General features: G+C 65.7%; 20 protein-coding genes and 1 pseudogene. 15 read left to right on the forward strand and 6 right to left on the reverse strand.

The genetic code is table 11. The annotated features are described in order from the left end of the window. The first annotated feature begins 25 nt into the window (after positions 1 to 25). Positions 26 to 742 (forward strand): L,D-transpeptidase, encoded by a 717-nt coding sequence (locus AAFG50_RS32810; protein WP_028176273.1) that lies wholly within the window; start codon positions 26 to 28, stop codon positions 740 to 742. 112 nt (positions 743 to 854) lie between these two features. Next, entirely contained in the window at positions 855 to 1,274 is a 420-nt protein-coding gene (locus tag AAFG50_RS32815; protein WP_039186095.1) for a c-type cytochrome, read from the forward strand. A 16-nt stretch (positions 1,275 to 1,290) separates the two neighbouring features. Here the strand turns inward: AAFG50_RS32815 and AAFG50_RS32820 are convergent, their stop codons facing one another. Continuing rightward, positions 1,291 to 1,686 (reverse strand): nuclear transport factor 2 family protein, encoded by a 396-nt coding sequence (locus tag AAFG50_RS32820; protein ID WP_028176275.1) that lies wholly within the window; start codon positions 1,684 to 1,686, stop codon positions 1,291 to 1,293. Between the two features lie 133 nt (positions 1,687 to 1,819). Here AAFG50_RS32820 and AAFG50_RS32825 point away from each other — a divergent pair, with 133 nt between their 5' ends. Both AAFG50_RS32825 and AAFG50_RS32830 read left to right on the forward strand, forming a co-directional pair. After that, positions 1,820 to 2,305 carry an Lrp/AsnC family transcriptional regulator gene (locus AAFG50_RS32825; protein WP_028176276.1) on the forward strand — a complete coding sequence of 162 codons (486 nt, stop codon included), beginning with the start codon at positions 1,820 to 1,822 and terminating at the stop codon, positions 2,303 to 2,305. After that, on the forward strand, positions 2,302 to 3,030 hold the full coding sequence (locus tag AAFG50_RS32830; RefSeq protein WP_049832631.1) for a dienelactone hydrolase family protein: 729 nt from the start codon (positions 2,302 to 2,304) through the stop codon (positions 3,028 to 3,030). Before AAFG50_RS32825 ends, AAFG50_RS32830 begins: the two co-directional genes overlap by 4 nt. Positions 3,031 to 3,046: 16 nt before the next feature. On the opposite strand, the gene AAFG50_RS32835 is transcribed toward AAFG50_RS32830, so the two are convergent. Further along, positions 3,047 to 3,325 (reverse strand): hypothetical protein, encoded by a 279-nt coding sequence (locus tag AAFG50_RS32835; protein WP_028176277.1) that lies wholly within the window; start codon positions 3,323 to 3,325, stop codon positions 3,047 to 3,049. Further along, on the reverse strand, positions 3,318 to 4,112 hold the full coding sequence (locus AAFG50_RS32840; RefSeq protein ID WP_028176278.1) for a DUF899 domain-containing protein: 795 nt from the start codon (positions 4,110 to 4,112) through the stop codon (positions 3,318 to 3,320). Before AAFG50_RS32840 ends, AAFG50_RS32835 begins: the two co-directional genes overlap by 8 nt. Positions 4,113 to 4,262: 150 nt before the next feature. Here AAFG50_RS32840 and AAFG50_RS32845 point away from each other — a divergent pair, with 150 nt between their 5' ends. The 8 genes from AAFG50_RS32845 to AAFG50_RS32880 all read left to right on the forward strand — a co-directional run bounded on the left by AAFG50_RS32845 (position 4,263) and on the right by AAFG50_RS32880 (position 13,804). Next, positions 4,263 to 5,483 (forward strand): hypothetical protein, encoded by a 1,221-nt coding sequence (locus AAFG50_RS32845; RefSeq protein ID WP_028176279.1) that lies wholly within the window; start codon positions 4,263 to 4,265, stop codon positions 5,481 to 5,483. 28 nt (positions 5,484 to 5,511) lie between these two features. Further along, positions 5,512 to 6,150: a PQQ-binding-like beta-propeller repeat protein gene (locus AAFG50_RS32850; RefSeq protein ID WP_028176280.1), complete on the forward strand. Its 639-nt coding sequence runs from the start codon at positions 5,512 to 5,514 to the stop codon at positions 6,148 to 6,150. 140 nt (positions 6,151 to 6,290) lie between these two features. Next, positions 6,291 to 7,859 carry a DUF4403 family protein gene (locus tag AAFG50_RS32855; RefSeq protein ID WP_028176281.1) on the forward strand — a complete coding sequence of 523 codons (1,569 nt, stop codon included), beginning with the start codon at positions 6,291 to 6,293 and terminating at the stop codon, positions 7,857 to 7,859. Positions 7,860 to 7,994: 135 nt separating this feature from the next. Next, the gene (locus AAFG50_RS32860) at positions 7,995 to 9,104 is read left to right on the forward strand and encodes an ABC transporter ATP-binding protein (RefSeq protein WP_028176282.1); all 1,110 of its coding nucleotides are present in this window, start codon (positions 7,995 to 7,997) and stop codon (positions 9,102 to 9,104) included. A gap of 56 nt (positions 9,105 to 9,160) precedes the next feature. After that, a complete protein-coding gene (locus tag AAFG50_RS32865; protein ID WP_028176283.1) occupies positions 9,161 to 10,219 on the forward strand; it encodes an ABC transporter substrate-binding protein in 1,059 nt (352 codons plus the stop codon). Between the two features lie 22 nt (positions 10,220 to 10,241). Further along, positions 10,242 to 11,504, forward strand: coding sequence for an ABC transporter permease (locus AAFG50_RS32870; RefSeq protein WP_028176284.1), 1,263 nt, complete (start codon positions 10,242 to 10,244; stop codon positions 11,502 to 11,504). Then, entirely contained in the window at positions 11,501 to 12,331 is an 831-nt protein-coding gene (locus AAFG50_RS32875; RefSeq protein ID WP_028176285.1) for an ABC transporter permease, read from the forward strand. The genes AAFG50_RS32870 and AAFG50_RS32875 overlap by 4 nt, the downstream gene beginning before the upstream one ends. A 261-nt stretch (positions 12,332 to 12,592) precedes the next feature. Further along, on the forward strand, positions 12,593 to 13,804 hold the full coding sequence (locus AAFG50_RS32880) for an ABC transporter substrate-binding protein (RefSeq protein ID WP_011089388.1): 1,212 nt from the start codon (positions 12,593 to 12,595) through the stop codon (positions 13,802 to 13,804). Positions 13,805 to 14,021: 217 nt separating this feature from the next. Here the strand turns inward: AAFG50_RS32880 and AAFG50_RS32885 are convergent, their stop codons facing one another. Continuing rightward, positions 14,022 to 14,549: a PRC-barrel domain-containing protein gene (locus AAFG50_RS32885; RefSeq protein WP_028176286.1), complete on the reverse strand. Its 528-nt coding sequence runs from the start codon at positions 14,547 to 14,549 to the stop codon at positions 14,022 to 14,024. Positions 14,550 to 14,771: 222 nt separating this feature from the next. Further along, positions 14,772 to 15,341: a hypothetical protein gene (locus AAFG50_RS32890; RefSeq protein ID WP_028176287.1), complete on the reverse strand. Its 570-nt coding sequence runs from the start codon at positions 15,339 to 15,341 to the stop codon at positions 14,772 to 14,774. A gap of 180 nt (positions 15,342 to 15,521) precedes the next feature. Between AAFG50_RS32890 and AAFG50_RS32895 the strand changes: the two genes are divergently transcribed. Both AAFG50_RS32895 and AAFG50_RS32900 read left to right on the forward strand, forming a co-directional pair. After that, entirely contained in the window at positions 15,522 to 16,292 is a 771-nt protein-coding gene (locus AAFG50_RS32895; protein ID WP_028176288.1) for a response regulator, read from the forward strand. Positions 16,293 to 16,306: 14 nt separating this feature from the next. Further along, on the forward strand, positions 16,307 to 17,632 hold the full coding sequence (locus AAFG50_RS32900; protein WP_028176289.1) for an ATP-binding protein: 1,326 nt from the start codon (positions 16,307 to 16,309) through the stop codon (positions 17,630 to 17,632). 8 nt (positions 17,633 to 17,640) lie between these two features. On the opposite strand, the gene AAFG50_RS32905 is transcribed toward AAFG50_RS32900, so the two are convergent. After that, complete coding sequence (locus AAFG50_RS32905) at positions 17,641 to 17,841, reverse strand: hypothetical protein (protein ID WP_028176290.1); 201 nt, start codon at positions 17,839 to 17,841, stop codon at positions 17,641 to 17,643. A 371-nt stretch (positions 17,842 to 18,212) separates the two neighbouring features. Between AAFG50_RS32905 and AAFG50_RS32910 the strand changes: the two are divergent. Next, positions 18,213 to 18,753 (forward strand): annotated as a pseudogene (locus tag AAFG50_RS32910) (lytic transglycosylase domain-containing protein). Positions 18,754 to 18,791 lie beyond the last annotated feature (38 nt).

Here is an 18,791-nt window from a genome sequence, read left to right on the forward strand (position 1 = left end):
CACCCGCGCAAACAGGGGCGATCACATGTTCAATCTGGACACGTTCAAGACGTACTCGCGCGCCGTTGCTTTCAGCGCAGTGGCGATCTCCGCAATCGCATTCGCAGGTCCGGCCAAGGCCGCGCCGGTGCAGCTCTTCCCCTTCTTCCAGCCGCTGCCCCCGATGGCCGCGCCGCAGCCGATCCAGCCCTATCAGCCTTACCAGGCAACGCCCTACCAGGCAGCTCCTTCCGAGGATCAGGACACGGTCGAGATGCCGGCCCGCTTCCGCCGCCAGACCGTCTCCTACGCGACGCGCGAAGCGCCGGGCACCATCATCATCGATACGCCCAACACCTATCTCTATTACGTGCTGGGCAACGGCCAGGCCGTTCGTTACGGCATCGGCGTCGGCCGCGACGGCTTCACCTGGTCCGGCGTCCAGTCGGTGACCAAGAAGGCCGAGTGGCCGGATTGGACCCCGCCGCCGGAGATGATCGTCCGCCAGCCCTATCTGCCGCGCCACATGGCCGGCGGCCCCGGCAACCCGTTAGGGGCCCGCGCCATGTATCTCGGCGGCACCATCTACCGCATCCACGGCACCAACGCGCCGGACACGATCGGCAAGCACGTCTCCTCAGGCTGCATCCGCCTGACCAACGACGACGTCACCGACCTCTACTCCCGCGTCAGCGTCGGCACCAAGGTGATCGTGCTGCCGATGACCGAGCGCCGCGCGGAGCTCGGCGCCGCGACCCGCTAAAGCGACAGGACATTGTGACGCAAACGGCCCCGGAACCCACCGGGGCCGTTTTCGTTGGCCCTCGACATCCCGATGCGCCCCTGTTGCGGCGCGATCCCCGATGGAGGCGCAGATGCAATCCCGCCTGCAAACATCGCCAAGCAGATGGCTGCGCCCGATCGCCCGCGCCGGGGCATTGACGCTGCTCCTGTCCGCGCCCTCTTCGCGCGCCCAGCAGCCGGCGAACGACGAGGCAGCTCAGCAGGCGTTCAACAATTCCTGCCGCACCTGCCACTCGGTGAAGGAGGGCGACAATCGTCTGGGCCCCAATCTCAGCAAGATTGTGGGACGGAAGGCAGGCTCGCTGCCCGACTACAACTACTCTCCGTCGATGAAGGAAGCCGGCTTCGTCTGGGACCAGGACAAGCTCACCCGCTTCATGGTCAAGCCGGATGAAGTTGTCTCCGGCAACAAGATGCAGCCCTATGGCGGCGTCTCCGCCGACGAAGCGGCCAAGGTGGTTGCGTATCTGCAGGCGGCGGGCAGCCAATGAGATTGCGGCAGCGCCGCTACGTGCCGGTCGGCTCATGTCGTCGCTCGACCTGGAACGATTTCGCCGTGATCAACCAAGTGTCCTTGATGCGGTGATAGGCCAGATAATCAACGTATTGGAGCACATCGATCCGAACTCGAACCTTGACAAGGGCTTGCACGGGCGAGGCCAGATCGATCAGCAATATCTCCTGAAGGCGCGGAGCGTTCTTCGACTTTGGTGACGGTGTCGCCGCCAGCATGGTCCTGTAGTCACGAACCGGCAATATCCGCAATTCGGCATCGCGAAATCCGTGGAGCTGCGCGGTCGGCGCAAAGACGCGGTCGAACTGCGATACGTCGTTGTCGTACATCAGCGTGAAGTAGCGTTCGACAGCCTCCAGCAGGGGCGCGAGGTTCGGGCCTTCGGTCATGGTTCACTCCATCAGCAGAAACGGCGGAGCCACTGCATCCCACGGAAAGCCGAGGCATGTCCTTGCGAACTAGGCTAGTCTCGAAGGCGCCGGCGCAACATTGCGCCCTTCTTGATCCAACGGGATGCGGTTTATGCCAAAATGCGAGCTGGATGCGATCGACCGGCGCATCGTCACCGAACTCCAGACCAATGCGCGACTGAGCAACATCGAACTGGCGGACAAGGTCGGATTGTCGCCATCGCCCTGCCTGCGGCGGGTGAGGCGGCTCGAGCGGGAGGGCTACATCGACGGCTACCGCGCCGCCTTGCGGCGCGGCCGCCTCGGGCTGGGCTTCTCGGCCTTCCTCGGCGTCAAGATCAACGGCCATGCCAACGACCAGGCGCTGGCGTTCGAGCACACGGTCGTGGCGATGCCCGAAGTGGTTGCCTGCCACCTCGTCTCCGGCGAAGCCGACTACCTCCTCGAAATCGTCGTGCCCGAGCTCGAGGACTACCAGCGCTTCCTGGTCGACAAGCTGCTCAATCTGCCCATCGTGCGCGAGGTTCGCAGCAGCATCGCGATCCAGACGCTGAAGGCGGGTGCGCCCCTGCCCCTCTCGCACCTGGCAGCACCATGACACAGGCAATTCTCCGATATCGCGACAGCATCGCAGAACTTCAGGGCGTCCTCGTCACCGATGCAGCCGCAACCGCCCGAGGTCCCGGCATCGTGCTGTTCCCCGATGCCCGCGGCATCGGCAGCCATGCGATCGCATGTGCGGAGCGGTTGGCCGGACTTGGCCTTGTCGTGCTGGTGGCCGATCTCTACGGCGGCGGCAGAACGGCGCCCGACGTGCCGCAGGCGATCGAGTTGATGAACGGTTTGCGCGCCGACACCGCACGCTGGCGCGAGCGGGCGGAAGCGGCGCGCACCGCCCTGGCGGGGCAGCAGGCGGTTGACGCCACACGGCTCGCCGCCGTCGGCTATTGCTTCGGCGGCACGACGGCACTGGAGCTGGCGCGGACCGGCACCGATCTCGCGGCGGTCGTGAGCTTCCATGGCGGCCTCACCAGCGAACGGCCAGACGACGCGACCAATATGAAGGCCAAGATCCTGGTGTGTCACGGCGCAGCCGACACGCTGGTGTCGCTGGCACAGCTCGCGAGCTTCGAAGAGGTCATGAGCAGCACGCGCGTCGACTGGCAGGTCCATGTCTATGGCGGCGCCGCACACGGCTTCACCAATCCTGAGCTCATTGAGGCGAACCTTCCGAACCATGCCTATCATGAGGCTGCCGACCAACGGTCATGGACCGCCATGCTCAGCCTGTTCGAAGAAGTCTTCGAACTGAAGCTGCGCTAGAAGACCTCGACGGACGTCACCGCCCGCCGCGGCCTCGCCACTCCGCGATCAGCCTCAGCCACGCCGCCGCATGAAACGCGCTCATCAAGAGATACATCGGCACCATGCCGCCGAGCAGAGAGCCCTGCCCGGCGCCGCACAGCATGTCCGCCGGGCCGCCGCCGAGCGCGGCGGTCAGCATGGCCATGACCGCGAAGGTCGGCGTCGCCGCCAAGGCCAGCCATCTGGCGAGGCGGCGCGCGGCCGTCACGCCATCGCAGCTGGCGGGCGCAGTTGCGCTGACGGGACTAGTCACGACCTTCCGCGGCCTCCTCGCGAAACGCTTTCTCGCCGGCGTCCGTGACCTCGACCCATCGCTTGTCGGGCGCAGCGCCCTCGACATAGCTGTCGTGCCAGTTCCACCATTTGTAGGTCGGCGTCTGCGGATAGCCCTTGGGTGAATCCTCCCACACCTCCTGCCGGCCGAGCGGCGTGATGTCGAGATAGTTCCAGGTGCCGCCCATCTGCTCGTCGCCGCGGCTCTTGACGAAATAGGTGCGGAAGATGCGGTTGCCGTCACGGTAGAACACGTTGGTGCCGTGCCACTCGTCCACGCCGAAATCGGCATCGAAGCTGTCGGTGATGGTGACCCACGGCATGGTCCAGCCCATCCGCTTCTTCAGCCTGGCGATATCGGCCTGCGGCGCGCGCGAGGCGAACACCAGCGTGGTGTCGCGGGCGTTCAGGTGCGAGACATGGGCGACCTGGTCGGCGACCATCGAGCAGCCGCGGCAGGCATGATCCGGCCAGCCGAACACGCCCGGCTCGAAGAAGGCCCGGTAGACGATCAGCTGCCGCCGGCCCTGGAACAGGTCGGGCAAAGTGACCTTGCCGCCGGGCCCCTCGAACGCATAGGTTTTGTCCACGACCATCCACGGCATGCGCCGGCGCTCGGCGGCCAGCGCGTCGCGGGCGCGGGTATGCGCCTTTTCCTTCACGAGCAGTTGCTGACGGGCTGCCTCCCAGTCCTGCGGCGACACCACCGGCGGTGTTTGCATGGCGGCCTGTCCGTTACTTCCTGCTTTTTCTGCTGATGTCATCATGGCTCTCCAAACCTCTCTCCTGGGCGCTCATTCCGCGTCGCGCTATGACAGACGTGGAACCGCTCGCTCCTCGCCGCACATTGTCGGCCGTCAACGATTTCTGGCACCAAGCGGTTGCGTGGTGGGAGTAACAAGTATGGCGGGATTGAAATGGAGTCGCTGATCACGGCCGCGGCGCGCGCGCTCGAAGCCGGCGATCCGCTCGGCGCGCTGAACCGTGTCGCCTTGCGCAACGACGCCCCGTCGCTGGCGCTGCGCGGCATCGCGATGGCGCAGCTCGGCGATCTCGCCAAGGCGAAGACGCTGCTGCGGAGCGCCGCGCGTGCCTTCGGTCCGAGAGAGGCGGTGGCACGCGCAAGATGCGTCGTGGCGGAAGCCGAGATCGCGCTCGTCTCGCGCGACCTGAGCTGGCCTGCGAAGACGCTCGCGGCCGCGCGGGCGACGCTCGAAAAGCACGGCGATCTCGCCAATGCAGCCCATGCTGGCCACATCGAGGCGCGCCGTCTCCTCCTCCTCGGCCGCATCGACGAGGCTGAGCGCACGTTGGCCGAGGTCGGCAGCGCATTGCTCCCGCCTGCGTCCCAGGTGGCGCGCGAGCTGGTGGTCGCGGGCATCGCGATCCGACGGCTCAGGACGGAAACCGCGCGCACGGCACTCAGCCGCGCGGCAGAAGCAGCGCGGCTGGCAGGGATCCCGGCACTGTCGGCCGAGGTCGACAGCGCGAACCGCATCCTCGACACGCCGGCCGCGCGCCTGATCGCGCGCGGCAGCGAACACCCGCTGTTGCTCGGGGAGGTCGAAAGACTGGCGACCTCGACGGCGCTCGTCGTCGACACCTTCCATCATGTCGTGCGCAGGCAAGGCGTTGCCGTGTCGCTCGGAACGCGGCAGGTGCTGTTCGCGCTCGCCCGTCTTCTGGCGCAGGCCTGGCCCGCGGATGTCTCGCGAGAGACGCTGATATCAGGTGCGTTCCGGGCGAAGCACGCCGATGAATCGCATCGCGCGCGATTGCGCGTCGAGATCGGGCGGCTCCGCACCCAGCTCAAGCCGCTGGCCAATGTCAGCGCGACGAAGCAGGGTTTTGTGCTGGCGCCGCGCAAGACGCGCGACGTCCTCGTGCTGGCCCGGCCGGTCGAGGAAAAGCACGCCGCCGTCCTGGCCTTTCTCTCCGACGGCGAGCCGTGGTCGAGCTCGGCGCTCGCGCTGGCGCTCCGAACGAGCGCGCGCACCGTGCAGCGCGCGCTCGAGGAGCTCGCGCGATCGAACAAGGTGCAGTCGTTCGGACACGGACGGGCGCGCCGCTGGATGACCCCGCCCGTCCCGGGCTTCCCGACAGGCTTGTTACTCCCGGGACCGCTGCTGAAGACGTAAGGTGGATCAGTTCACAGGGATCAAGCACATGAAACGTTCAGCCGCCGAGATCGTCAGGGAGTACGGGCCCTTTCCGGGCGTCGAGGCCGTGCACGGCGTGACCTATGACGGCACGCATGTCTGGTTCGCATCCGGCGACAAGCTGAACGCGGTCGATCCGGCCAGCGGCAAGCTCACACGCTCGATCGATGTCGCCGCGCACGCCGGGACGGCGTTCGACGGCCGGCACCTGTTCCAGATCGCCGAGGACCGCATCCAGAAGATCGACGCCGCGACCGGCAAGGTGGTCAACACCATCCCGGCGCCCGGCGGCGGTGGCGATTCCGGACTCGCCTGGGCGGAGGGTTCGCTGTGGGTCGGCCAATATCGGGAGCGCAAGATCCATCAAATCGATCCGGAGACCGGGGCGGTGCTCCGCACCATCGAGAGCAAGCGCTTCGTGACCGGGGTGACGTGGGTCGACGGCGAGCTCTGGCACGGCACCTGGGAGGGCGATGACAGTGACATCAGGCGGATCAACCCGGAGAGCGGCAAGGTGCTGGAGCAGCTCGACCTGCCGGCGGGCACGATGGTCTCGGGCCTGGAGTCCGATGGCGGTGACCGTTTCTACTGCGGTGGCGGAGATCGCGGCAATGTGAGAGCGGTCCGGCGTCCGCGGCGCGGCTAGCCCCGCGATGACGGCCTGAATGTGCGGCAACGGCGCGCACGCGGCCGTTAACACATTCGCCCCAATTCCACCCCATCGATGCGCTCTAGCGCCCTCCTCTCCCGCCCTGTAGAATCCCTCGCGGGCGGCCTGGGGGTGAGATGCGTCTGGCGTTGAATTTCAAGACTATCCTGATTGCCGTGGCGGTGCTCGCGGCGTCGTTCTTCATCAGCCTGAAGGCGATGGACTGGCTGTCGCCGCGCGCGACCAATTCCGCGCCCCCGGTCGCGCAGCTGCCGCCGCTGCCGCCGGCCTCGAAGAGTTCGATCGTGGTCGCGCCGGTCGCCATCGCGATCTCGGCGATCCGCGAGCAGGCCGAGAAGGCCGCGCCGCGCAATTTCGCCGGCAAGGCCGACAATCCGATCTCGCAGATCCTGGAGAACGCCGACATCGGCTGGTCCGCCGTGCGCGGACCGATGGCGGCTGCCGGCGACAAGGACGTGCTGACCATCTCGACGCCGCTCAGCGGCAAGCTGAACGTGACGGGCTCGCTGTCCGCCAAAGCCACGGGCGCACTCGGCGACGCGCTCGGCAGCGTGCTCGGCGGTGACGCGGCGAAACGGATCGGCGCGGTCAACATCAAGAATCTGAACGCCAGCGCCGAGATCAAGGGCAACGTGGTCGTCACCTCGCGTCCGAAGCTCGCGGCCAACTGGCATCTCGAGCCCAATCTCGGGGCGCAGGTCAATCTCGGCGACACCAACCTCAACGTCTCCGGCGCCAAGGTCAACGTGCCGGCGCAGGTCAAGCCGCTGATCGACAAGAACGTCGGCGAGCAGATCAACATCGTCTCCGAGCGCATCCGCAACGATCCGTCGCTGCGGGAGAATGCCAAGCTGCAATGGGCCAGGGCCTGCCGTACGATCCCGCTGCAAGGCTCGGGCTCGTCGGCCGCGCTGCCGCCGCTCTGGCTCGAGATGAAGCCGACCCGCGCAATCGCGGCACAGCCGCGCGTCGACGCACAGAACGTGACGCTGCTGCTTGGCCTCGAGCTGGAGACGCGCGTGACCTCGGCGCCGTCCAAGCCGGACTGCCCGTTCCCCGACAAGATCTCGATCGTGCCGCCGACCGGCACCGGCGTGAGCATCGGCGTGCCGATCGACGTGCCCTTCACCGAGATCAACAAGCTCATTGCGGCGCAGATGGTCGGCCACACCTATCCCGAAGACGGCTCGGGCCCGGTCGACGTCACCGTGAAGAGCGTCAACGTGGTTCCGTCCGGCGACCGGTTGCTGATCTCGCTTCTGGTGCGCGCGAAAGAAAAGAAGAGCTGGCTCGGCCTCGGCGCCGAGGCGACCGTGCATATCTGGGGCCGGCCGATGCTCGACCAGGCCCAGCAGACGCTGCGGCTCGCCGACATCCAGCTCGCGGTGGAATCCGAGGCCGCCTTCGGGCTGCTCGGCGCGGCGGCGCGCGCGGTGGTGCCGCAGATGCAGCAGGCGCTGGTGCAGAAGGCGACACTCGATCTAAAGCCGATCGCCGCCAACGCCCGCGAGAAGATCGCGGCCGCGATCGCCGACTACCAGAAGAGCGAGGACGGCCTCAAGGTCGACGCGAAGATCGACAGCCTGACGCTCGCCGACATCGCCTTCGATTCCAAGACGCTGCGCGTGGTCGCGGAAGCCGGCGGCTCGCTCAACGTGTACGTGACGAAGCTGTCGGGGATGTAGCGCGTCTTCACTCACCAAGCCCGCGCGTGTCTTCGTCGCTTGCGCCGCTAGCATTCTCATCGGAGGATGCTAAGCTGTTCTTCGCAACCTCGAACGAGGTCCTGACAGCACTGTAGCCGATGACGCGAGGACAACATGGAAGCCGGCATGGTCACGCTTGCGCCGGCACTGGTGCGATTTTCCGGCATACAGAAGACCTATGATGGCGAGCACCTCGTGGTGAAGAACCTCGACCTCGACATCAGGAAGGGCGAGTTCATCACCCTGCTCGGCCCGTCGGGCTCGGGCAAGACGACCACGCTGATGATGCTGGCTGGCTTCGAGGTTCCGACCCATGGCGAGATCTATCTCGCAGACCGGCCGATCAAGAACATGCCGCCGCACAAGCGCGACATCGGCATGGTGTTCCAGAACTATGCCTTGTTTCCGCACCTGACGATCGCGGAGAATATCGCCTTCCCGCTCTCCGTCCGCAAAATCAACAAGGCGGAAGCGCAGGAGCGCGTCAGGGCGGCGCTCCGCATGATCAAGATGGAAACCCTTGCGCACCGGCGGCCCGGGCAGCTGTCCGGCGGTCAGCAGCAGCGCGTGGCGCTGGCCCGCGCGCTGGTTTTCAATCCGCAACTCGTGCTGATGGACGAGCCCCTTGGCGCCCTCGACAAGCGCCTGCGGGAGCAGATGCAGCTGGAGATCAAGCAACTGCACGAGACGATGGGCATCACCGTCGTCTACGTCACCCACGATCAGAGTGAAGCGCTTACCATGTCGGACCGCATTGCCGTGCTCAACGACGGCATCGTGCAGCAAATCGACAGGCCCGACGCGCTGTATGAGCATCCGGTGAACAGCTTCGTCGCTCACTTCATCGGCGAAAACAACGTGCTGGCCGGCACCGTCGAGACGGTCGACAAGGACTATTGCCGGGTCGCGCTGGCGGGTGGCGGCGCCGTCACCGCACGGGCGGTCAATGTATCAGGCGCGGGCGCATCGACCTCCCTGTCGGTGCGGCCGGAGCGCGTCGCCATTGTCCCGGATGGCACCTCCAGCGAAGGACCGAACCGGCTGCCGGCCAGGGTGCAGAACACCATCTATCTCGGCGACCACGCGCTGGCCGTGCTCGATGTCGCCGGCAACGGGGAGTTCATGGTCAAGCTTCAGCCGGGGGCGCATCACAGTCTCATTCCTGGCGAAAGCGTGTTCATCACCTTCCGGCCCGAAGATTGCCTCGCCCTCGATCCCGTTTGATCCGAACCTGCAACGATCAACGTCAACGTAACGCACATGAAGAAGGAACAAGGACCATGCTGAAGCGCAAAACTGGCAGGATTGCTCTGGGTTTCGTCGCGGCATTCAGCGCCAGCGCTGCGCTGGCCACGGTCGCACAGGCGCGTGACCTCACCGTCGTGTCGTGGGGCGGCGCGTATCAGGATGCGCAGAAGAAGGTCTATTTCGAGCCGTTCAAGAAGGCGGCCGGGGCTCCGATGAACGACGAGTCCTGGGACGGCGGTGTCGGCGTGCTGCGCGCCAAGGTGCAGGGTGGTGCCGCCACCTGGGACGTCGTGCAGGTGGAGAGCGACGAACTCGCGGTCGGCTGCGAGGAAGGCCTGTTCGAGAAGCTTGACTATTCCAGGATCGGCGGCGAGGCCGCCTATATCCCGCCATCGGTCAACGCTTGCGGCGTCGGCGCCATCCTCTACGATTTCGTTCTCGGCTACGACAAGGACAAGCTGAAGCAGGCCCCCAATGGCTGGGCCGACTTCTTCGACACCAAGAAGATTCCGGGCAAGCGCGCCTTGCGTCAGGGCCCGAAGACCACGCTGGAGATCGCCCTCATGGCCGACGGCGTCGCGCCGAAGGACGTCTACAAGGTGCTGGCGACCGACGAAGGCGTCGAGCGCGCGTTCAAGAAGCTGGACACCATCAAGGGCGACATCGTCTGGTGGAAGGCCGGCGCGCAGCCGCCGCAACTGCTCGCCTCCGGCGAGGTGGCCATGACCTCGGTCTACAATGGCCGCATCGACACCGCGAACAAGAACGAGAAGAAGAATTTCGGCATGGTGTGGGACGGCGCGCTCTTCACGCTCGACAGCTGGGTCATCCTGAAGGGTAGCCCGAACAAGGACGCGGCCTACAAGTTCCTGGACTTCGCAGGCAAGGCGGAGAACCAGTCAAAACTGTCGGAGAACATTGCCTATGGCACCTCGAACAAGGACGCGGCCGCTCTGCTCGCGCCTGCCGTTCTGAAGGACCTGCCGACAGCGCCTGACAACATCAAGAACGCGGTCGAGATCAACGTTGCCTTCTGGCTCGAGAACATCGACCGTCTGACCGAGCGCTTCAACAAATGGGCCGCGAAATAGCGCGCCCCGCAAGGCTCGACCAATGACGAATGCGCTTTTGACCGGCGCCGATGCGTCGACCGAGGTGCCGCTCAAGCGCCGATTGAGGCGTGCGGAGCGGGCACGCCAGGTCAAGGCATTGGCGCTGGTAGCGCCGCTTCTCGTCTTCCTGCTCTTCACCTTCGCTGGGCCCATCGCCGGCATGCTGTGGCGCGCCGTCGATGACCGGGAGGTGCGTCAGGTTCTACCTCAGACCGTCGCGGCTCTCGCCGACTGGGACGGCAAGGACCTGCCGGACGAAAAGGCCTTTGCAGCGCTGGCAAGCGACATCCAGGCGGCGCGCGCGTCCGGCACCATGGCCGTCGCGGCCAAGCGGCTCAACTACGCGCTGAACGGCTTCCGCACGATCCTGACCAGCACGGCACGCAATCTGAAGGCGGCGCCGGAGCAAGGGGCGGCCAAGGAGACCCTGGGCAAGATCAATCCGGCCTGGCGCGAACGCGCCACCTGGACGACGATCAAGGACGCCAGCGGCCCAACGACAGGCTTCTACCTTCTGGCGGCGCTCGACCTGACGCGGAACGCGGACGGCGCGATCGTCGCAGCTCCGCCGGATCAGGCGATCTACCGCGACGTGTTCGCCCGCACCTTCCTCATCAGCCTCAGCGTCACGGCACTCTGCCTGATCCTCGGCTTCCCCGTCGCGTACCTGCTGGCGACGCTGCCGCCGGGCCGGTCGAACCTGCTGATGATCTTCGTCCTGCTGCCGTTCTGGACATCGCTTCTGGTCCGCACCTGCGCCTGGATCGTGCTGTTGCAGAGCAAGGGCGTCGTGAACGACAGCCTGCAGTGGCTTGGCATCATCGACCAGCCGTTGCGCCTGATCTACAATCGCTTCGGCGTCTGCGTGGCCATGACCCACGTTCTCCTGCCCTTCATGATCCTGCCGCTGTACAGCAGCATGAAGGCGATCTCGCCTGCTTACATGCGCGCCGCCGCCTCGCTCGGTGCGCCACCACTCACCGCCTTCCTGCGGATCTACCTGCCCCAGACGCTGCCCGGCATCGGCGCGGGAAGCCTGCTCGTCTTCATCCTGGCGCTCGGCTACTACATCACACCGGCACTCGTCGGGGGCGCCGCCGACCAGATGATCAGCTACTTCATCGCGCTCTACACAACCGAGACGGCCAATTGGGGCCTTGCTTCGGCGCTGGGTGCGGTGCTGCTGCTCGCCACTGTCCTGCTCGCTCTCGTCTACGGCAAGCTGGTGCAGGGCCAGCAGGTCACGGGAGGAATGAAGAATTGAGCGACAATTCCACCCTCCGCACGCCCAGCCAGCGCATCGCGTGGACCGCGACGATCATCATCTCCACGCTGGTGTTCATCTTCCTGATCGCGCCGATCCTGGCGATCATGCCGCTGTCGTTCAGCTCGGGCTCGTACCTCACCTATCCGCTGCCGGGCCTCTCCTTGCGCTGGTACGACGATTTCATCAATTCGCCGCGCTGGATGAATTCGCTGAAGAACAGCATGATCATCGGCGTTGCCTCGACTCTGCTGTCGATGGTGCTTGGTACTTTGGCCGCGCTGGGGCTGGCGCAGTGGAAGAGCCGGTTCAAGCCGCTCGTGCTGGCTTTCGTGCTGTCGCCGGTCGTCGTGCCCGGCGTCATCACCGCGGTCGGCCTGTATTTCTTCTTCGCGCCGATCGGGCTGACCGGCAGTTACCTCGGCTTGATCCTGGCCCACACCGCGCTGGCAACGCCCTTTGTGGTGATCACGGTCGGCGCGACGCTGCAAAGCTTCGACACCAATTTGGCGCGCGCCGCCGCCTCGCTCGGCGCCTCGCCGCTCTATGCGTTCCGCCGCGTGATCCTGCCGCTGATCCTGCCTGGCCTCGCCTCAGGTGCGCTGTTCGCCTTCGCGACCAGCTTCGATGAGGTGGTGATCGTGCTGTTCATGGCAGGGCCGGAGCAGCGCACCCTGCCGCGCGAGATGTTCAGCGGCATCCGCGAGAACATCAGCCCGACCATCACGGCAGCGGCGGTGATTCTGACCACGGTATCGGTCATCCTCCTCGCCACCCTGGAAGGCCTGCGCCGACGCAACGAACGGCTGAAGGGCAGCAGCGCCTGAAAGGCCCCCGCTGTCATTCCGGGACGCGCGCAGCGCGAGCCCGGAATCCATCGGGCCGCAGCGACGGTGGATGAATGGATTCTCTGATGCGCAACTGCGCATCAAAGCTCGCGCCCAAGGGGGCGCGCCCCGGAATGACGACAGATCCCCCTGCTTATTTCTCATCCCCCTCACGCATCTTTGGCTTAGCTGCCGCGACCGTTTGTCGCTAGAACAGTCCCCGCAACAACGCCCAAACAACAACACACAGGGAGAAACAACATGCAAAAACTCATCGCCGCCACAGCAGTCGGTCTCGCGCTCGCTGCGACATGCGGCACCGCGCAGGCGCAGATTTCCGACGATGTCGTCAAGATCGGCGTGCTCACTGACATGTCGAGCCTCTATGCGGACGCGACCGGCAAGGGCTCGCTCGCCGCCGTCGAGATGGCGGTGGCCGATTACGGCGCCAAGGTGGCGGGCAAGCCGGTCCAGGTGGTTGCCGCCGATCACCAGAACAAGCCCGATGTCGGCGTCAACATCGCCCGCAACTGGTACGACAACGACAAGGTCGACGCGATCTTCGACGTGCCGACCTCATCGGTCGCGCTGCCGATCTCGGCGCTGACGCGGGAAAAGAACAAGATCAACATCAATTCCGGCGGCGGCTCCTCCGATATCACCGGCGTCGCCTGCTCGCCCAACACGGTGCACTGGACCTACGACACCTATGCGCTGTCGAACGTCGCCGGCAAGGCGATGGTGAAGCGCGGCGAGGACACCTGGTACTTCGTCACCGCCGACTACGCCTTCGGCATGGCGCTGCAGCGCGATGCCGCCAACGTGGTCAAGGAGAGCGGCGGCAAGGTGCTCGGCGAAGTCCGCCATCCGCTCAACTCGTCGGACTTCTCCTCCTTCCTGCTCCAGGCCCAGGCCTCCAAGGCCAAGGTGGTCGCGCTGGCCAATGCCGGCGGCGACACCACCAATGCGCTGAAGCAGGCCGCCGAGTTCGGCCTCACTCAGGGCGGCCAGAAGATGATCGCGCTCCTGCAGGAGATCACCGACACGCATTCGCTCGGCATCAAGGCGACGCAGGGCCTGATCGTCACCGACGCGTTCTACTGGGACATGAACGAGGAGACGCGCGCCTTCTCGAAACGCTTCAACGAGAAGGTCGGGCACATGCCGACCATGATCCAGGCCGGCCTCTATTCGGCAACCATGCACTATCTGAAGGCGATCGAGGCCATCAAGACCGACGAGGCGCCGAAGGTGATGGAGCAGATGCGCTCAACGCCGGTCAACGACTTCTTTGCAAAGAACGGAAAGATCCGCATCGACGGCCGCATGGTCCACGACATGTATCTGTTCGAGGTCAAGAAGCCCGAGGAGTCCAAGGGTGAGTGGGATCTCTACAAGCTGATCGCCACCGTGCCCGGCGACGAGGCGTTCCGTCCGCTCGACAAGGGCGGCTGCCCGCTGGTGACGCACTAAAAGTGCTCTCCCTCTCCCCGCTTGCGGGGAGAGGGTTGGGGTGAGGGAGTCTCCACAACGACGGTGACAGTTAGACTCGCGGAGAGTCCCCCTCACCCACTTCGCATCTTCGATGCGAAGTGACCTCTCCCCGCAAGCGGGGAGAGGTGGGGAAGAGCACGACAGCGCGCCCGGCGAAAACCGGGCGCGCGTCGTTCAAATCGTCACGCGAACCGCATTACTCCGAGTACTTGAACTCGGGCATGTTCTTCAGCTCGTCCTTGCTCGCGTTGAACACGGCGTGGTCCGGATACCACTTCGACGAAGCCGTCACGGTCGTCGCGGTCTTGTCGGTGCCGGTCGCGGCACCCGTGGTTGTGGTCGTCGCCGGCTTGGCGTTCGGATTTGTGCCGGCCGCGCCGGTATAGGCGACGGCCTCATTGACGAACTTCAGCTTGTCATAGGGCACGGCAACCAGATGCTCGCCCATGCCGAGGAAGCCGCCGACGCCGATCACGGCGATCTTGATGGCGCCGCTCTTGTCCATCAGCAGATCGTTGATCGAGCCGATGTTCTCGTTGGCGTCGTTGTAGATCTTCAGGCCCGGCATCTTCGACGTGCGCCATTCACCCGAGGCCGACGTGGTCGTGGTGGTGGTGGCCGCGGTCGGCGCCTTGTCGGTGGTGGCGGTCGGCGATTGCGCAAACACAGCAGTCGCAAGCAGCGCGGTGCCGGCAAGGCCGGCGGCGATTGATTTCATCAGCATTGTTGTCCTCTCCTTCAGCAAAAACTCGTATGGAGAGAACAGCGCCGATCACGCGCAGTTCCTAAGCTGCGGCGATTTCGTCGCACAACGGTGGCGCTGCGTTGCAGTGAAAGTTCCTCACGTCACGCAGGAACGTTCCAATGCACAGTTCCCCGCCGACGATCATGCGCCCTGGGTGAAGCACGAGCGCGGCGGGGAACGCGCCGACCTGCGTCGCTCAGGTCAGCTCTTGTAGTCGATCAGGAGTGCGGAGAAATCCGAGTTGCTGGACGAGTTGCCGTTGGCACCATACGACGACGCCAACGATTGCGACTGCTGAAGCGCCTGGAGGAATTGCTGGAGAATCTCCGCCGTCGTCGAATAGCTCGACGTGCTGCTGGTGGAGTCCGTCGACGACGGATCCGAAGAACCGTCGTCCGGCGGCGGGCCGGGCGGCGGTCCGCCTGCGCCACCGGCTCCGCCCGCACCACCGGGACCGCGCGCGAAGGCGGACTGAAACACGCCCTTGAGCTGTTCGGCCTGGTCCGAGGTCAGCGTCCCGTTCGACACCTCGTTGGAGATGAGGTCGTCGATCTTCGACTTCATGTCGTCCCTGGAGGGACGCGCGCCGCTCGACTGGTCGCTCGAGCGGCTCTGCTGGAGCGCCGTGTCGATGTCGGTCAGCGCGGTCGAGAGCGCGGACTGGTCCGACGACGAGATCGTGCCGGCGGAAACTTCCGATTGCAATTCCTGCTGCAGCCGCTGTAGCGGCGACTGATGGGTACCGGCGGAGGCCGCCGAAATCGAGGTCATGATGGCTCCGTGGATCTTGCGGGGTTTCTTGTATGGCCGCGCCACGGTATGGTTAACGGCCTTAACGAGATCTTGCCGCTCCACTGCCCGGGTGTGTCCCGGCATTGCGACGGGGCCTGCAGAAACAATCCGAAACAAAAATCTTCGCCTTTTGGCCCGAATCTTGGACAAACAAAGCGCATGGCCATTCTCAATCCCAACATCCTGGTCGTCGAGGACGACCGCGAAACGCGGACGTTGATTGCGAAGTACCTGCGCAACAACGCCTGTAACGTCACCGCCGTGAGCGATGGCCGCGAGATGTCGCGCGCCATGGCCGATCATCGCGTGGACCTCATCATCCTCGACGTCATGCTGCCGGGCGAGGACGGCCTGAGCCTCTGCCGCAAGGTGCGCTCGGAGGCGCAGACGCCGATCATCATGCTGACCGCGCGCGGCGAGGACGTCGACCGCATCGTCGGCCTCGAGATGGGCGCGGACGACTATCTGGCAAAACCCTTTAACCCGCGCGAGCTGCTCGCCCGCATCAACGCGGTGCTGCGCCGCCAGGCCGCAGCCCAGGCGGCGAGCTCGATCGAAGGCGCGAGCACGCTCGCCTTCGAGGGCTGGCGCATCGACCTGCGCCTGCGCGAGCTGCGCAACCCGGAGGGCGCGCGCGTCGCAGTGACCAGCGCCGAGTTCGATCTGCTCAGGACGTTCTGCGAACGGCCGGGCCGCGTGCTGTCGCGCGACAGCCTGCTCGACCTCACGCAGGGCCGCAACACCGGCTCGTTCGAACGCTCCATCGACGTGCTGGTCAGCCGCATCCGCCGCAAGATCGAGCCCAATCCGCACGATCCGACCATCATCAAGACGGTGCGCTCCGGCGGCTATCTGTTCACGCCAAGAACTGAAGCAGCGAGAACTGAAGCAGCAAGCACCGGAGTGGTCGCGGTCCCCCTGGGCAACTGAAGGGGGCGCCGACGATGAAGCCGTTCGGGTTCTTCCATCTCAAGGGTATCGGCGGGCAGATCGCAGCCCTGGTGCTGGCTTCCACCGTCGCGCTCCATCTCGTCGTCACCGCCGCCTTCCTGATCAGCCGGCCGGACCGCCCGGACACGCCGCCGGACGGCGCCCATCAATTGACCGATGCCGCGCTGCTGCTCGGCTCGGCCGAGGCCGGCGAGCGGCCGCGCCTCGTCGCCGACCTCGCGCGCGCCTTTCCCAAGCTCGGCATCGAGATGCACGCGCCCGGCACGGCGGCCATTGTCGCGACGAGCGACAGCCAGCACCTGCGCGGAATGCGCCGTCATCTCGGGCGCGGCTACAAGGTGGTGCAGCTCGCCGCCGACGACACCGCGCACCGCGTCGGCGTCGAATTGCCAGACGGCAGCGTGATCGCCGGCCGTGTCGATGGCGGCCCGCGGCCGTGGTTCTGGGGCGCACCGTGGCTGACGGCGCTGATGACCACCTTCATCTGCGTCACCGTGCTCGGCCTGTGGGCGGCGCGCGCGCTGGCCGCGCCGCTGTCGTCCTTTGCCGAAGCCGCCGAGAATTTCAGCCTGGACGGCGAAGCCGATCCGCTGCCCGAGCGCGGCCCGGAGGAGATCCGCTCGGTGGCGCGCGCGCTCAACCGCATGCATGAGCGGATCGCGCGGCTGATGTCGGATCGCACCAGAATGCTGGCGGCGATCAGCCACGATCTGCGCACGCCGATCACGCGGCTGCGCCTGCGCGCCGAGTTCATCGAGGACGAGGTCAACCGCAAGCGCATGCTGATCGATCTCGACCAGATGCGCTCGATGCTGGAATCCGTGCTGTCGCTCCTGCGCAACGACCGCAACGTCGAGGCGGTGACGCTGGTCGACATCGCCAGCACGCTCCAGCTCATTGCCGACCAATTCGGCGACATGGGCCATGTCGTGCACTATGACGGCCCCGCTTCGGCCACCGCGGCGGCGCGTCCCGACGACCTGCATCGCGGCGTCACCAACCTCGTCGAGAACGCCGTGCGCTACGGCGCCGAGGTCACGATCCGCCTCGACATATCCGGCACCAGGCTCGTCATCGACGTCGAGGACGACGGCCCCGGCATTTCGGATGCGCGCAAGCAGGAGATGCTGGAGCCGTTCGCGCGCGGCGACGATGCGCGCACGATGGACGAGTCCACCGGCTTCGGCCTCGGCCTGTCGATCGCGCACGCGATCGCGATCGCCCATGGCGGGACGCTGTCGCTGCACGACCGCGAGCCGCATGGGCTGATCGTGCGGATGGAGCTGCCGGTCTGGCAGGAGCCGCGGCTCGCCGCGTAGAGCGCCGCTTAAGCCGCGAGCGGGGTGTGCGTGACGGCGACCTCGTCGAAGATCGCCACCGCCTCGAACTGATAATTGCAGGCGCGGCACGTCCAGAGATAGGAGATGCGCCCCTCGCCCGGCTCGATCCAGTCGGGCTTCGGAATCGGCGCGCCGCATTGAGCACAGGGATTTTGCCGGGGGATGTCGCCGAAATGTGCCTTGGCCAAGTCCGCGCTGACAAAGTCCGCGCTGACAAAGTCCGCGCTGACAAAGTCCGCGTTGGCCATGTTGGTTTTTGTCATGGCACCTCTCCCGATTTGCAGCGTTTTCATCCTCGCTTTCGCGTCTGCGCGCGAATAGACAGACGTGCTGTCGCGAGCGGGGGTCGTCCGCCCCGAGGCTCAGCTACGCCAGCATTGCGTCGTAACAGCGGCTCGGCGCCGCAAAATCGTCAGCGGCGGCGTTTGGTCACATCATCGCCGTGTTCCGGAGTCCTAAAGCATGATCCGGAAAAGTGCACCGCGGTTTTCCGAACAGATCATGCTCAAACAATAACAACAGCCGGGCGCAGGTCGCTCAGGGACGTCAGGGATATCTGATGAAAATTTTACGTGTCGCCGCGCTCATCGCGGCCGGACTGGTGTCGCCGCAGGCCGCGTTCGCGGGTGAAGCCGAGTACGCCGAGATGGTCGCGGCCCATGCCCGCGCCAACGGCGTGCCGGAAGCGCTGGTGCATCGTCATCATGCGCGAAAGCCGCTATCAGCCCGGCCTCGTCGGCCATGGCGGCACCATCGGCCTGATGCAGATCAAGCTCGCGACCGCCCGCGGCGTCGGCTACACCGGCGATGCCGCCGGCCTGCGCGATCCCAACACCAATCTCACTTACGCGGTCAAATACCTCGCCGGCGCCTATCGCGCCGCCAATGGCGACCATGCCCGAGCCGTGCGTTATTTCGCTGGCGGCTATTACTACGTTGCAAAGCGGCAGCGCCAGGAAACGGCGCAGCAGATGGTGCGAGAGGCCAGCAACGAGGCCTGGCTGGAGCCGAACGGCAACCCGCAGCCGATGTTCGGCACCACGCCGCACAAAAAGCTCGCCCAGCGCGTCCGCAACGCGCGGGCCCAGGTTCCACACTAACCGCTGTCATTCCGGCGCAGTCCGCAGGACTGAACCCG

The organism is Bradyrhizobium sp. B039 (assembly GCF_038965675.1).
Classification (GTDB): Bacteria; Pseudomonadota; Alphaproteobacteria; order Rhizobiales; family Xanthobacteraceae; genus Bradyrhizobium; species Bradyrhizobium diazoefficiens.

Coding starts and splice junctions, on each gene's coding strand:
- AAFG50_RS32810 (WP_028176273.1), top strand. CDS start 26: ATGTTCAATCTGGACACGTTCAAGACGTACTCGCGCGCCGTTGCTTTC.
- AAFG50_RS32815 (WP_039186095.1), top strand. CDS start 855: ATGCAATCCCGCCTGCAAACATCGCCAAGCAGATGGCTGCGCCCGATC.
- AAFG50_RS32820 (WP_028176275.1), bottom strand. CDS start 1,686: ATGACCGAAGGCCCGAACCTCGCGCCCCTGCTGGAGGCTGTCGAACGC.
- AAFG50_RS32825 (WP_028176276.1), top strand. CDS start 1,820: ATGCCAAAATGCGAGCTGGATGCGATCGACCGGCGCATCGTCACCGAA.
- AAFG50_RS32830 (WP_049832631.1), top strand. CDS start 2,302: ATGACACAGGCAATTCTCCGATATCGCGACAGCATCGCAGAACTTCAG.
- AAFG50_RS32840 (WP_028176278.1), bottom strand. CDS start 4,112: ATGATGACATCAGCAGAAAAAGCAGGAAGTAACGGACAGGCCGCCATG.
- AAFG50_RS32845 (WP_028176279.1), top strand. CDS start 4,263: ATGGAGTCGCTGATCACGGCCGCGGCGCGCGCGCTCGAAGCCGGCGAT.
- AAFG50_RS32850 (WP_028176280.1), top strand. CDS start 5,512: ATGAAACGTTCAGCCGCCGAGATCGTCAGGGAGTACGGGCCCTTTCCG.
- AAFG50_RS32855 (WP_028176281.1), top strand. CDS start 6,291: ATGCGTCTGGCGTTGAATTTCAAGACTATCCTGATTGCCGTGGCGGTG.
- AAFG50_RS32860 (WP_028176282.1), top strand. CDS start 7,995: ATGGAAGCCGGCATGGTCACGCTTGCGCCGGCACTGGTGCGATTTTCC.
- AAFG50_RS32865 (WP_028176283.1), top strand. CDS start 9,161: ATGCTGAAGCGCAAAACTGGCAGGATTGCTCTGGGTTTCGTCGCGGCA.
- AAFG50_RS32870 (WP_028176284.1), top strand. CDS start 10,242: ATGACGAATGCGCTTTTGACCGGCGCCGATGCGTCGACCGAGGTGCCG.
- AAFG50_RS32880 (WP_011089388.1), top strand. CDS start 12,593: ATGCAAAAACTCATCGCCGCCACAGCAGTCGGTCTCGCGCTCGCTGCG.
- AAFG50_RS32885 (WP_028176286.1), bottom strand. CDS start 14,549: ATGCTGATGAAATCAATCGCCGCCGGCCTTGCCGGCACCGCGCTGCTT.
- AAFG50_RS32890 (WP_028176287.1), bottom strand. CDS start 15,341: ATGACCTCGATTTCGGCGGCCTCCGCCGGTACCCATCAGTCGCCGCTA.
- AAFG50_RS32895 (WP_028176288.1), top strand. CDS start 15,522: ATGGCCATTCTCAATCCCAACATCCTGGTCGTCGAGGACGACCGCGAA.
- AAFG50_RS32900 (WP_028176289.1), top strand. CDS start 16,307: ATGAAGCCGTTCGGGTTCTTCCATCTCAAGGGTATCGGCGGGCAGATC.